13 protein-coding genes are annotated in these 12,254 nt (G+C 74.5%); 4 read left to right on the forward strand and 9 right to left on the reverse strand.

Going from position 1 to position 12,254, the window contains the following annotated elements:
- On the forward strand, positions 1 to 591 hold a 591-nt coding region (locus AWH51_RS13105; protein WP_063070863.1), incomplete at its 5' end, for a hypothetical protein.
- A gap of 122 nt (positions 592 to 713) precedes the next feature.
- Here AWH51_RS13105 and AWH51_RS13110 read toward each other — a convergent pair.
- The 5 genes from AWH51_RS13110 to AWH51_RS13130 form a co-directional block, all read right to left on the reverse strand.
- Positions 714 to 1,097, reverse strand: coding sequence for a cupin domain-containing protein (locus tag AWH51_RS13110; protein ID WP_063072511.1), 384 nt, complete (start codon positions 1,095 to 1,097; stop codon positions 714 to 716).
- 29 nt (positions 1,098 to 1,126) lie between these two features.
- Positions 1,127 to 2,518: a hypothetical protein gene (locus tag AWH51_RS13115; protein WP_063072512.1), complete on the reverse strand. Its 1,392-nt coding sequence runs from the start codon at positions 2,516 to 2,518 to the stop codon at positions 1,127 to 1,129.
- A gap of 7 nt (positions 2,519 to 2,525) precedes the next feature.
- On the reverse strand, positions 2,526 to 3,401 hold the full coding sequence (locus AWH51_RS13120; RefSeq protein ID WP_254654581.1) for a TIGR03943 family putative permease subunit: 876 nt from the start codon (positions 3,399 to 3,401) through the stop codon (positions 2,526 to 2,528).
- Positions 3,402 to 3,423: 22 nt separating this feature from the next.
- Entirely contained in the window at positions 3,424 to 4,317 is an 894-nt protein-coding gene (locus tag AWH51_RS13125) for a permease (protein WP_043588478.1), read from the reverse strand.
- Positions 4,318 to 4,790: 473 nt separating this feature from the next.
- Complete coding sequence (locus AWH51_RS13130) at positions 4,791 to 5,891, reverse strand: hypothetical protein (RefSeq protein ID WP_063072513.1); 1,101 nt, start codon at positions 5,889 to 5,891, stop codon at positions 4,791 to 4,793.
- 167 nt (positions 5,892 to 6,058) lie between these two features.
- On the opposite strand from AWH51_RS13130, the gene AWH51_RS13135 reads away from it, so the two are divergent.
- The 3 genes from AWH51_RS13135 (at position 6,059) to AWH51_RS13145 (ending at position 8,586) form a co-directional block, all read left to right on the forward strand.
- Positions 6,059 to 6,577, forward strand: a complete 519-nt coding sequence (locus AWH51_RS13135) for a Dabb family protein (protein WP_081235125.1) — start codon at positions 6,059 to 6,061, stop codon at positions 6,575 to 6,577.
- Between the two features lie 112 nt (positions 6,578 to 6,689).
- Positions 6,690 to 7,718, forward strand: coding sequence for a type II CAAX prenyl endopeptidase Rce1 family protein (locus AWH51_RS13140; protein ID WP_063072514.1), 1,029 nt, complete (start codon positions 6,690 to 6,692; stop codon positions 7,716 to 7,718).
- 79 nt (positions 7,719 to 7,797) lie between these two features.
- Positions 7,798 to 8,586, forward strand: coding sequence for a glucose 1-dehydrogenase (locus AWH51_RS13145; RefSeq protein WP_063072515.1), 789 nt, complete (start codon positions 7,798 to 7,800; stop codon positions 8,584 to 8,586).
- 56 nt (positions 8,587 to 8,642) lie between these two features.
- On the opposite strand, the gene AWH51_RS13150 is transcribed toward AWH51_RS13145, so the two are convergent.
- The 4 genes from AWH51_RS13150 to AWH51_RS13165 all read right to left on the reverse strand — a co-directional run bounded on the left by AWH51_RS13150 (position 8,643) and on the right by AWH51_RS13165 (position 12,193).
- Complete coding sequence (locus AWH51_RS13150; RefSeq protein WP_063072516.1) at positions 8,643 to 9,092, reverse strand: hypothetical protein; 450 nt, start codon at positions 9,090 to 9,092, stop codon at positions 8,643 to 8,645.
- Between the two features lie 248 nt (positions 9,093 to 9,340).
- Positions 9,341 to 10,405, reverse strand: coding sequence for an NAD-dependent epimerase/dehydratase family protein (locus tag AWH51_RS13155; RefSeq protein ID WP_063072517.1), 1,065 nt, complete (start codon positions 10,403 to 10,405; stop codon positions 9,341 to 9,343).
- Entirely contained in the window at positions 10,402 to 11,322 is a 921-nt protein-coding gene (locus tag AWH51_RS13160; protein ID WP_063072518.1) for an MTAP family purine nucleoside phosphorylase, read from the reverse strand. The genes AWH51_RS13155 and AWH51_RS13160 overlap by 4 nt, the downstream gene beginning before the upstream one ends.
- A gap of 97 nt (positions 11,323 to 11,419) precedes the next feature.
- Positions 11,420 to 12,193 (reverse strand): isocitrate lyase/PEP mutase family protein, encoded by a 774-nt coding sequence (locus AWH51_RS13165; protein ID WP_063072519.1) that lies wholly within the window; start codon positions 12,191 to 12,193, stop codon positions 11,420 to 11,422.
- Positions 12,194 to 12,254 lie beyond the last annotated feature (61 nt).

Below are 12,254 nucleotides of genomic sequence, written 5' to 3' on the forward strand. Positions count from 1 at the left end.
TCCTCGTCGAAGCCCGCCGCGACCGCGACGACCGAGGCGAACCCGACCGCTCTCGCCACGATCCCGAAGCTCACCGGCGTCGACACCAAGGTCACGCTCGACTCCGGCTTCACCGGCGCCCTCACGACCCTGGGCCTGACCCCCGGCGTCATCGGCACCGCGACCCTCGACGGCGCCACCGGCACCCTCGCGTTCCCCATCACCGGCGGCAACGTGAAGTACTTCGACCCGCAGCAGTCCTACCGCCCCTACGTCCAGGGCGAGATCGACCACTCCGGCTCCGGCATCAGCCTCACCGCCGGCTCGACCGTCGTGAAGCTCACCGACTTCGTCATCGACCCCGGCACCAGCCGCCTCACCGGCTCGGTCCAGGTCGGCGACGGCGAGGTCATGAAGGACGTCTACATCTTCAACCTCGACGGCACGACCCTGAAGCCCCTCGCGATGGAGGGCGACAAGGCCGTCCTCGAGGGCACCACGGTCAAGATCAGCCCCGACGCCGCATCGCTGCTGAACAGCACCTTCAAGACCGACGCCGTCACCGACAAGCTCGTCGTCGGCATCGCCAAGATCACCGTCAACACCAAGTAGCACCCACCCGGCTCCGCCGGGACGCACCACCTGCGATCACAGCAGAACGCATCGACGGCCTCGTCTCCCTCATCGGGAGCCGGGGCCGTCGTGCGTGCGGGGGCGGATCCCGCGACCTCGCGTCAGCGGAAGTCGCCGACCTGGCGCTCCACCGGAACCGTGCCCGGGACGACCACTTCGCCGGTGTGCGCCGTGGTGACCGTCTCGATCAGGACGATCTCCACCTCCTCGTCGGCGACCGGGTTGTGCCGCACGCCCCGCGGCACGACGTGGAACTGGCCGGGTCCGAGCACGACCTCCCGGTCGTCGGGCAGCTGGATGCGGAGTCGGCCCGACACGACCAGGAACATCTCGTCCTCGGCGTCGTGCGCGTGCCACGTCAGCTCGCCGAGCAGCTTCGCGACCTTCACGTACTGGTCGTTCACCCGCCCCACGACCCGGGGCGTCCAGTGGGCGGTCACCTCGCGGAGCTCGGCGGCGATGTCGGTCACGGGAGGATGCGTCATGGGTCCATCCTCCGACGGTCCGCGCGGGATCAGCCGATCGTGACCGCGAAGCCCGCCACGCTGCGGGTCACCGTGCCGGTGGCGAGCTCGACGAAGAGCGTGGTCACGGTCGAGTCGCGCGGGTTCCGCGGGTAGTCGTCGCTCGCGCCGCGGGCCGGATCCGGCACGGTCTCGAGCAGCGCGAAGCGGCCGTTGGGCGTCACCTTCAGGCCCGTGATGCGGGTCCGGGGATCCGCGGGCACGTACACGTCGCTCGCCTTCCCGTCGCGCACGACCACGAGCCGCTGCGTGGCGGTGCCGGTCCCGGCGTCGAGGGACGTGCGCACGCGGAGCACCGCGGCGTCGTCGCCGGGCACGAACGAGATCGCGCCGTCGTACTGCAGGTCGGCGCCGCCGGTCTCCGTGGGCAGCCGCGTCTGCTGCGCCGTGCGGAGGTCGATCTCGGTCGTCGAACCCGGATCCGTGACCGCGAGCCGCGTGCCGTCCGCCGAGAACGGGCCGAGCGTGCCGTGGCGGCCGAGCGGCACGATGGGCGTGGATCCGTCGACCGTCACGAGGTACAGGTCGCCGTCCTGCCCGTGCGCCACGAGCTGCGGGCGGCCGGGCACGAAGCCCCACGCCTGCACGCTGAGCTCCCGTCCGTCGAGGCCCGTCACGGCAGCTGGGGCGGCACCGGCGCCCACGTCGTCGACCATGAGGGTGTCGTCGTAGGGCCCGCCGTCCGCGCTCGTGAAGCGGAAGCCGACCGTGGTGCCCGCGTCCTCCGCGTGCAGGTCGTCGAGGGCGCCGCGGCCGGGCAGGGGGAGGTCGGCCTGGCCGGATCCGTCCAGCGCCGCGATGACGAGCCCGTTCGTGCCGTCGTCCTGGAGCGTCGCGACCACGAGCGACTTCCCGACGACCGCGTACTCCTGGATCTTCGTGGCCTGGAACACCACGTCGCTCGTGCCCTCGCCGCTCCCGGCGACGTCCTGGCGGAGGATGCGGTCGGCCTGCTGCTCGCCGCCGCGGACGAGCACGTACATGCCGGGGTCGCCCGTGCGGAACGACGTCGCGAGGTCCGACGCGGGGCCGCCGCCGACGCCCTGGACGCCGTCGATCGACACCGTGTAGTCGGCGTCGTAGGCGAGCGGGCGCGTGAAGTCGAGGATGATGCGGTCGGCCTGCGTGTCCACGGTGAAGTCGGCGCCCGGCTCCATCCGCACGCGGGACGCGTCGATCGGCGCCACCGGCCGGTTCGCCGCGAGCACGAGCCGCTGGCGCGACTGCTGCACGACGGCGAGCGGATCCACGTCGGTGCGCACGAGCCGCGGCCCCTGGCTGCCGGCGACCGCGAGCAGGCCGCCGGCGACGAGCACGAGCACGAGGATCACGGCGGTGAACGCCCGGCGGAAGGCGCGCGGGGATCGGGCGGCGTCGGTCACGGATGGCTCAGTAGACGTAGGGGTCGGCGGGCTGGTCGACCTTCGTCACGCCCTGCGGCATCACGGCCAGCGGCTGCCGGCTCTTCGCGCTCGGGTTCGAGGCGAAGGGGCCCTTCACCTCCACCCACTCGTCGGTCTGGAGCGTCGACTTCCAGCCGGGCTGGTAGACGGGCACGCCGACGGGCTGCGCGTCGACCGCGCAGCAGGTGACGACGAAGCGGGTCACGTAGAAGACGTCCTCCGGGTCGTCGGGGTCGGCGCTGACGAAGCCCGTGATGTCGACGGACTTCGAGGTGAAGAAGGTGGGGTCCGTGGTCTGCGCGAGGAGCTGCGACCAGTCCTTGACGCCGAGCGTGGAGAAGTCGCTCGTGCCGAGGAGCTCCTGGTCGGGCGCGGCGTCGGAGGAGACCGTGCTCGAGTTGAGGGCACGCTGCGTCACCGTGCTCTGGGTGAGCGTGCGCGGCGGGAGCACGAGGACGGCGACGACCGTGATCGTGACGACGGTCGCGACGGCGACGCGGGAGGCGCGGGCGCGGAGGGTGCGGCGGGCGGCGGGCGACGCGGATCCGCCGCCGTCGTGGTCGTGCGCGTGATCGTGGTCGTCGGCCGCCTCGGCGGGGCGGAGCGCGAACCCGGCGACGGTGGCGACGAGGCCGATGACCGCCATGATCGCCGTGAACACGAAGTAGCGCGGGTGGATGTAGAGGCCGAGCTGGCCGGTGATCGTGAGCCACAGCGTCGAGACGATGCACGCGGCGAGGAGCACGAGGCCCACGGTGGAGGAGGCGCGGCCGCCCGCGGCACGGCGGCGGCGGGCGCGGCGGAGGGCGGGGGCCGCGCGGTCGGCGGTGCGGGTGTCCGCGGCGCTCGCGTCGGCGGGCATCGGGTGTCCGTCGGTCCGGTCGTCAGGCGATGGCATTGACTCCCCATCCCAGCGCGAGGCTGATCAGCGCGACGACCGAGGTGATCATCACGAGCGTGCGGGTCGAGTAGGTGGTGCGCATGAGCGCGAGCATCTTCACGTCGATGACCGGGCCGAACACCAGGAAGGCGACGATGCCGCCCGGGAGGAACACGGATCCGAACGAGAGCACGAAGAACGCGTCGACGTTGGAGCAGACGGAGACGACGAAGGCCAGGAGCATCAGCGCGAGCACCGAGAGGATCGGGCTGCCACCGAGCGTGACGAGGACCTCGCGCGGCACCGCGACCTGGATGAGGCCGGCCAGCAGGGAGCCGATGACGAGCGCCGGCATGATCGTGGTCGCCTCGCGGCCGAACAGCGAGATCGACTTCCGGACGCGGGCGCCGCCGTGCGCGTGCGGGTCCGGCAGCGCGCACTCGGCGCGGAACTCGTCGGTGAGGAGCCGGTCGGGCTCGGGGTGGAGGCTGAACAGCCAGCCGACCACGTTCGCGATGAGGAAGCCGCCGACGAGGCGGGCCACGAGGATCCAGCCGTCCCAGCCGAAGGCCGCGTGCGTCGTGATGATGGTGATCGGGTTGAGGATCGGCGCGGCCAGCAGGAACGTGATCGACTCCGGCACCGTGAAGCCGCGCACCACCAGGCCGCGCGCGAGCGGCACGTTGCCGCACTCGCAGACCGGCAGCGCCATGCCGAGGAACGAGATGCAGGCGCGGCGCGCGAAGGGGTTCCGCGGCAGGCGGCGCTCGATGACGCCGGGCGGCACCCACACCTGCACGACGATCGACAGGACGATGCCGAGGATCACGAACGGCAGCGACTCCACGATGACGCTGACCGAGAGCGTGACGAGGTCCTGGAGGCGGTCGGGGAGCACGCTGTCGCCGAGCGCGGGGGAGGCGGCGCGGAGGGCGAGCAGCAGGAGGACGAGGGCGAGGCCCGTGACGAGGCCGGTGCGGATCCCGGTGGGGGACGGGCGCGGGGTGTCGTGGTCGTGGGGGTGGTCGTGCGCGGCGGGCGGGGGCGGGGCCGTGAGGGTCGCGGTCGCCGGGCCGGTCGCCGGGCCGGCTCCCGCCTCGGCGTCGCGGGCACGTCGGTCGCGGATCCGCTCGCGTCGCGGACGCGAGGAGCGCGCGGGCCGGTCGAAGGGCGAGGCGCCGTCGTCGTCGGGGGTGAAGGGGCTGTGCCGGTCCGTCATCGCGGACCGGTGGCGCGGGGGCAGGGTCCGGGGGTCGCGCGCACGGGATCCACCCTAACCGCGGGGGGATCGGACCTCCGTGAGTGCGGCGGCGGGGCGGCGCGCGCGGGGGTCACCGGTCTCCCCGACCGCGGCGGTCGCGGCCGCCGCCGTCACCGGTAGGCCGCCGGGAGCACCGGGCACGCTTCGGCGATCCGCTCGTCCATGGCGCGCGGGAATGGGGTCCAAGGCCGCTCGGCGCGCACGGCGGCGATGAAGTCGTCGACCGCGGGGACCTCGCCGTCGTACGGCCTCCCCTCCGCGGCGTAGCAGGGGATCAGGTAGGAGAGGTAGTAGTCGTGGATGTAGGCCAGCTCGGCGTCGGATCGCGGGCCGGCCTCCCGCTGGGGGAAGCGGACCTGGCAGACGTAGACGGCGACCGGATCCGCGTCGGTCAGCTCGTAGCTGTCGTCTCCGACCCTGGACGCCGTGACGCCCGCGTCCCGCAGGCAGGCGATCTGCTGGTCGATGTGGTCCTCCTCGTCGACCACGCGCTCCGTCTGCACGTCGGGCCGCACCGCGTCGGGCTCCTGGTCGAGCACGAGGCGCCAGGCCTGATCGGCGCGCACCTGCAGGCTCTCGGCCAGCTCGGCATCGGTCTGCGGGACCGGGACGGGCGGATCGGCCGTGAAGTCGGGGACGACGGATCCGCGTCGGCCGTCGGGCGTGCCCATCGCCTGGCCGCGCGGGGTGGCGGTCGCGGTGGCGGTGGAGCCGCCGCTCGAGGGCGGCGGCGAGGCGGTGGTGCGGCCGGCGTCGAGGAGGCCTGCGGCGGAGGCGACGCCGAGCCCGGCGAGCACGAGGACGCCGGCCGCGAGAACCGCGAGCGGACCGGGTCGGAGCGCCCGGCGGCGGGCGGGCGCGGCGACGGGGGCGTCCGCTGCGCGGTCGTCGTCGAGAGCCGCTGGCGTGGAAGCCGCGTCCGCGTCCGCTGCCGTGACCGCGGGCCGCTCCGCCGCGAGCAGCGCCGCGCCCTCGTCGACGAGCCGTGCCTCCGCCGCGAGCAGCGCGACGAGCGGCGCCGGCAGCTCGGCCTCGTCGTACCCCGTGCGCGCGCGGAGGTCGGCGGGGACCTCGACGAGCGGCGCGGTGGATCCGTCGCGGCCGTAGGCGGTGCGTCGCAGCCCCTCGAGACGGCGCGCGGCATCGGGATCGTCGCGGAGGCGCCGGGCGAGGGCGGCGTCGGGGTCGAGGCCGTCGAGCGGGTCGGACATGCGGCCTCCTCGTCGCGGGCCCGGACGCCGCGGCCGTGGGTCCGTGCGGCCGTGCGGTCGTGCGGGTACCGCCCACGGTACGGCGGTGGTCCCGCCGTGGCGAGGCCCCATCCGGGTCAGTCGGCGGCCTCCGCGCCGACCCGGCCGGATCGGGCCATGATCCGGACATGACCACCGACGCCCGCCCCGCCCTCACCGACGCCCAGCTCACCGCCCGCGACCACGTCCCCGGCCTCGTGCACCACGTCGTGCTGTTCCGGCTCCGGGACGACGCGACGCCCGCCGACCGCGACGACGTGGAGCGCCGCTTCCGCGCGCTCGCCGACTCGCCGCACCCCGACGGGTCCGGCCCGTACATCCGCTCGCTTCACGCCGGTCGGCAGTCGAGCCCCGAGGGCGTCGGTCGCGGCTTCGAGCTCGGCTTCGTGCTGACCTTCTCCTCGGAGGGCGACCGCAACCTCTACCTCGGGGAGCCGCTCATCGCGGATCCGGCGCGCATCGATGTGCAGCACGCCGCCTTCAAGGGGTTCGTGGGGCGGCTGCTGGCGCCGGATCCGCACGGGGTGCTGGTGTTCGACTTCACGGAGCCGGAGCCGGAGCCGGAGCCGGAGCCGGAGCCGGAGCCGGCGACGGAGCCGGAGGCGGCGACGTCGGCCGGCGGCCAAGCGGGGGCGTCTGCGGCCTGATCCCGCGCCCCAGAAGCGGGCCAGGCCGCCGTCGGGGTCGCGCGCCGGGGACCCTGCGGCCAGCATGGGTGAGGACGCCCGCCGCCCACGATCCGCCGACGAGACGAGTTCCGTGCCCGCATCCGCCCGCCCCTCCGCCTCCAGCCCGAACGCATCGGCCGACCGGGACGACCCGGCCGCCCTCGCGCCGGATCCGCGCCTCGACGCGCAGACGCGCCGCCCGCAGTCGTGGATCCGCGCCGTCGCGGTCGCGCTCCTCGCCTGGGTCGTGCTCGGCGTGGGTCTCGGCCTGGCAATCGGCATCACGGACGTGGTGGAGCAGGCGACCGGCGCCGGCCTGCTCGCCAGGATCGTCCTGCAGGCCGTGCTGATGTCCGCGCTCGTCGTGCCCGCCGTGGTGCTCCTGCGCCGGCGGCTCGATCGCCGGAGCCTCGCGTCCCTCGGCCTCTCGCGGCGGATCGGGCGGCCGATCGCGCTGGGCGTCGGGGTGGGCGCGGTGACGGGTGCGGTCGTCTGGGTCCCGGCCGGCCTCCTCGGCTGGATCCGCGTCGACGGCATCGACGCCGCCGCGTTCGTCGGCTTCCTCCTCCTCAACGGCCTCGTGCTCGCGCTCTACGAGGCGATCCCGGAGGAGCTCGCCCTCCGCGGGTACATGTGGACGAACCTCCGCGACGGCACCGGCCTCGTCGTCGCCACCCTCGTGACCACCGCCCTCTTCCCCGCCACCGGCGTCGTGATCGAGTCCGGCCGCTGGATCGTGCGGACGCTCACGGGGTCGGACACCGGCGCCTTCACGCCGATTCCCGCCGGGAACGACGCGGTCGTGTACGTGCTCCAGCTCGGGCTGTTCGGGCTCGCGCTCATCGCCGCACGGCGGATCCCGGTGGAGGGCGCGCTCCTCATCGCGATGGCGTTCCACTGGATGCAGCTCACGGTCACCCGGGTGCTGCTGGGCGGCATGGCCTGGGCGTCGTCGGGCTGGGACGTCGCGTTCGCCGAGCCCGACGCGATCGCGCTGGTGCTCGTGCACATCGTGCTCGCCGGCATCGTCTTCGTCGCGGTGCGGTGGGGGATGGAGCGGCGGGCGCCCGAGCGGCGGGCGGTGCGCGGAGGCGGTGCCCAGGATCCCGACCTACGGTAGGTATGTCCATGCGATCGCATGGACCAGTGGCTCCGCCCACGAGACGCGGGCCGCCGTCCCCGACTCGTCAGGAGACCCCATGACCACCACCCGCTTCGCCGACCAGGTCGTCCTCATCACGGGAGGCGGATCCGGCCTCGGCCGCGCCGCCGCCGTCCGCCTCGCCTCCGAGGGCGCCCGCCTCGCCCTCGTCGACATCTCCGAGCAGGGCCTCGCCGCCACCGTCGAGGCCGTCACCGCCGCCGCGCCCGACGCCGAGGTCCTCACCGTCATCGCCGACGTGTCGCAGGAGTCCGACGTCGACGCCTACGTGCAGCAGACCATCGAGCGCTTCGGCCGCATCGACGGCTTCTTCAACAACGCCGGCATCGAGGGCCGCCAGAACCTCACCGAGGACTTCACGGCCGCCGAGTTCGACAAGGTCGTCGCCATCAACCTCCGCGGCGTGTTCCTCGGCCTCGAGAAGGTGCTCGCCGTGATGCGCGCGCAGGGCTCCGGCATGGTCGTGAACACCGCGAGCGTCGGCGGGATCCGCGGCGTCGGCAACCAGTCCGGCTACGCGGCGGCGAAGCACGGCGTCGTGGGCCTCACCCGCAACTCCGCCGTCGAGTACGGCGAGTTCGGCATCCGCGTCAACGCGATCGCGCCCGGGGCCATCTGGACGCCGATGGTCGAGGCGTCGATGAAGCAGATCAGCGCCGACGACCCGCGCGGCGCCGCCGAGCAGTTCATCCAGGGCAACCCGACGAAGCGCTACGGCGAGGCGGAGGAGATCGCGTCGGTCGTCGCGTTCCTGCTGTCCTCGGACGCCGCGTACGTGAACGCGGCCGTGCTGCCGATCGACGGCGGGCAGTCCGCGAAGTACTGAGCGGCGGGATCCGGGTCGGTCGGCGCGGGCGGCGGGCCCGGCGCGACCGGCGCGGGTCAGCTGAACGGCGCGGTGGGCACCTGGCACGTCACGGGCTGGCCCGCCGCGGCCGTCGAGGAGGCGATCTCCTTCACGCCGTCGACGAGGATCCGGCAGGTCAGCGCCTCGCCGTCCCGCGGAGTCGCCTGGACGAAGGCCCAGTCCTCCGCGGTGACGACCGTCTCGGCCGACCAGATCGAGCTCGCCGAGTCGTCGCCGGGGGAGAAGGACACGGTGCCGACCTCCTTCACGATCGACGGGTGACCGCGGCGGGCCGCCTCCGCGTAGGAGACATCCGCGAGCCCGCCGTCCGCCGCCCCCGTCGTGGTCACCTCGTAGGTGATGGCGTAGATGTCGGCCAGGTCGTCGGTGATGTCGGAGCACGCGGTGAGGGCGAGCGTCGCGGCGCTCACGGTCAGGGCGATGCCGCAGCGCATGGCGGCGCGGCGGGATGCAGCGGGGGTCATGCGACCAGTCTCGCGGGCGCGCGCCGGTGGTCTCGTCCGCCGGGGGTACCGTGATGCCCCGCCGATCGGCACCCGGGGACGACGACCGAGCCGCCTCGCCCGGCAGGCGACCGAGCCGCCTCGCCCGCAGACGCCGCGGCTGCCGCGGCTGCCGCGGCTGCCGCGGAGAGCGGCACGCCCCAGTCGCGCGACACGCCCGCCACGCGCGGCCTTCCCGGCCCGCCCTTGCACGCGCGGTGGGCCGGCGCTCAGCCGACCGCGGTCCGCAGGGGCGCCGTCGCGAACTCCCGCATGCCCTCCTCGAAGCCCACCTGCGGCGCCCATCCCAGCTCCGTGCGGAGCCGCTCGGAGGAGGCGGTGATGTGCCGCACGTCGCCGAGCCGGTACTCGCCCGTGGTGACGGGCGCGGATCCGCCCGCCTCCCACGCGAGCGCCTCCGCCATCTCGCCGATGGTGTGCACGCTGCCGCTGCCCACGTTGAAGGCGCGGAAGGACCCGGCCTCTCGATCCGCGGTCCAGGCGAGGGCGGCGAGGTTCGCGCCGGCGACGTCGCGCACGTGCACGAAGTCGCGGCGCTGCCGGCCGTCCTCGAAGACGCGGGGCGCCTCGCCGCGCGCGAGCGCCGAGCGGAACAGCGACGCGACGCCCGCGTAGGGCGTGTTCTGCGGCATGCCCGGCCCGTACACGTTGTGGTACCGGAGGGCTGCCGCGCGACCGCCCGTGGCGCGGGTCCAGGAGCTGGCGAGGTTCTCCTGCGCGAGCTTCGTGGTGGCGTAGACGTTGCGCGGATCCAGGGGCACGTCCTCGCCGATGAGCGCGGGGACGAGCGGCTCGCCCGTGGCGGGATCGACCGGATCGAACATCCCCGCGTCGAGGTCGGCGACGCGGCGCGCGGGCGGGCGCACCGGGCCGTCTGCGCCCGCGTAGGCGCCCTCGCCGTAGACCACCATGGAGCTCGCGAGCACGAGCCGGTCGACGCCGGCGCGCGTCATGGCGGCGAGCAGCACGGCGGTGCCGCCGTCGTTCGTGTGCACGTAGTCGGGGGCGTCGAGGAAGTCGACGCCGAGGCCGACCTTGGCGGCCTGGTGGCACACGGCGTCGACGCCGTCGAGCGCGCGGGCCACCTGGTCCGGATCCGTGACGTCGCCGTGCACGAGCTCCGCCCGCGGGTCGATCTCGGGGGTGCCGCCGTGCACGTCGGCGCGCAGCGAGTCGAGGATGCGCACGCGGCGCCCCTCCGCCAGGGCGGCCGCGACGACCGTGCCGCCGATGAACCCGGCGCCGCCCGTGACGAGGAGGATCCCGTCGCTCACGAGCGCGCACCCGTCGCGTCGCCGGCGCCCGAGGCGGGTCGCGCGAGCACGGAGGCGACCGCGTCCCGGTCGATGAGCGGCCGGCCGCGGTAGTCGGCCGGGATCGCGCGGACGACCGCCTCGATCGCCCGCACGATGCGCGGCTGCGCCTCCCGGAGCCGGGCGAACACCAGCTCGGCGGTGACGGCGTCGCCCTGCTCGCCGGGGAGGGGCGCGAGGCCCGCATCGGCGTCGGTGACGAACGACAGGTTGACCGTGCCGATGTTGAGCTCGGACGCGAGCACGACCTCCGGGTACTGCGTCATGTTGACGATGTGCGCGCCCGCCTGGCGGAACCACAGCGACTCGGCGCGGGTGGAGAAGCGCGGCCCCTGGATCACGACGACCGTGCCGGAGGTACGGAGCGGCCCCGCGGGATCCGCGCGGTCGCCGCCCTCCAACTCCACGAGCGCGGCGGCGGCGAGGCCGTGCAGCTCGGGGTCGAAGGGATCCGCCGCGGAGAGGTGCTGCACGACGCCCTGGTCGAAGAAGGTGTCGGGTCGGCCCCACGTGCGGTCGAGCAGCTGGTCCGTGAGCACGAGCGATCCCGGCGGGTAGTCCGGCGAGACGCCGCCCACCGCGGACGACGACACGATGGCCGTGACGCCGAGAGACGCGAGCGCCCACACGTTCGCCCGGTAGTCGATGAGGTGCGGCGCGACCGAGTGGTCCGCGCCGTGCCGCGTGAGGAACGCGACGCGCCGCCCGGCCAGCTCGCCCACGGTCACCTCGCTCGAGGTGGGGCCGAACGGCGTCTCGACGCGGTGGGACTCGCTCGTGGCGGGGTCGAGCAGCGCGTAGAGGCCGGAGCCGCCGATGACGCCGATCTCGGCGCGGGGGGCGGATGCGGCGGGCGCCGCGGCGGGGGTGTCGGTCACGTCGTGCTCCTTCGGGTGGGTGGCCAGTCAACCAGGGCGCGGTGGACGCGGGCTCGACCGCATCCGCCGCGCCCCGCTCGACGCGGACGTGACCCGCTCAGTTGAGCGGGCGCGTCCCCTCGGGCAGCGCGCCACCCGCGTACAGGTCCTTCGCCGTGTCCTGCAGTGCCGTGAGCGCGACCCGCTGGGTCCACGGCCCGTAGGAGATGCGGGCGACGCCCAACTCCTCGAAGCGGGCGGGGGAGAGGGATCCGGGGACGCCGATGACCGTGAGGCGCTGCGGGCCGAGCGCGTCCACGAGCGTGCGCACCTCGTCCTCGGTGAGCGGGCCGGGCACGAAGACCGACGTGGCGCCGGCGGCCAGGTACGCGCGGCTGCGCTCGACGGCGTCGGCCAGGATGTCGGACCGGTCGCGGTCCCCGCCCAGCACGTAGGCGTCGGTGCGGGCATTGAGCGCGAACGGGACGCCCTCGGCCTGCGCGGCGGCGACGGCGGCCTCGACCGCGCGGATCGAGTCGGCGAGGGGGCGCATGCCGTCCTCCAGGTTGGCGCCGACGACGCCCACGCCGACGGCCCGGCGCACGGTCTCGCCCGCATCGCCGTAGCCCGACTCGAGGTCGGCGGAGACGGGCTGCTCGACGGCGGCGACGATGCGGCCGATCATGTCGAGGTGGAGGTCGAGCGGGATCCTCTCGCCGTCCTCGTACCCGAAGGTGGCGGCGATGGAGTGGCTCGCGGTGGCGAGCGCCTTCGTCTCGGGCAGCGAGCCGATGGCGGCGGCCGAGATGGCGTCCCACACGTTCACCACCCGGAGGAGCTCGGGTGCGGTGTGGAGGTCGACGAGGTTCTGCCCGCGGGCGGCGATGGTCATGGTCCGACCCTAGGACGGCCGGGCGGCGCACGGCAGGGGCGGCTTCGGGACCCGGACACGC

Origin of the sequence: Clavibacter tessellarius, assembly GCF_001618005.1 — a bacterium.
Taxonomy (GTDB): domain Bacteria; phylum Actinomycetota; class Actinomycetes; order Actinomycetales; family Microbacteriaceae; genus Clavibacter; species Clavibacter tessellarius_A.

Bases quoted from the DNA above. Each gene is read 5' to 3' on its own strand.
- AWH51_RS13130 (WP_063072513.1), bottom strand. From the start codon at position 5,891: ATGTCCGACCCGCTCGACGGCCTCGACCCCGACGCCGCCCTCGCCCGG.
- AWH51_RS13135 (WP_081235125.1), top strand. From the start codon at position 6,059: ATGACCACCGACGCCCGCCCCGCCCTCACCGACGCCCAGCTCACCGCC.
- AWH51_RS13165 (WP_063072519.1), bottom strand. From the start codon at position 12,193: ATGACCATCGCCGCCCGCGGGCAGAACCTCGTCGACCTCCACACCGCA.
- AWH51_RS13145 (WP_063072515.1), top strand. From the start codon at position 7,798: ATGACCACCACCCGCTTCGCCGACCAGGTCGTCCTCATCACGGGAGGC.
- AWH51_RS13110 (WP_063072511.1), bottom strand. From the start codon at position 1,097: ATGACGCATCCTCCCGTGACCGACATCGCCGCCGAGCTCCGCGAGGTG.
- AWH51_RS13150 (WP_063072516.1), bottom strand. From the start codon at position 9,092: ATGACCCCCGCTGCATCCCGCCGCGCCGCCATGCGCTGCGGCATCGCC.
- AWH51_RS13120 (WP_254654581.1), bottom strand. From the start codon at position 3,401: ATGCCCGCCGACGCGAGCGCCGCGGACACCCGCACCGCCGACCGCGCG.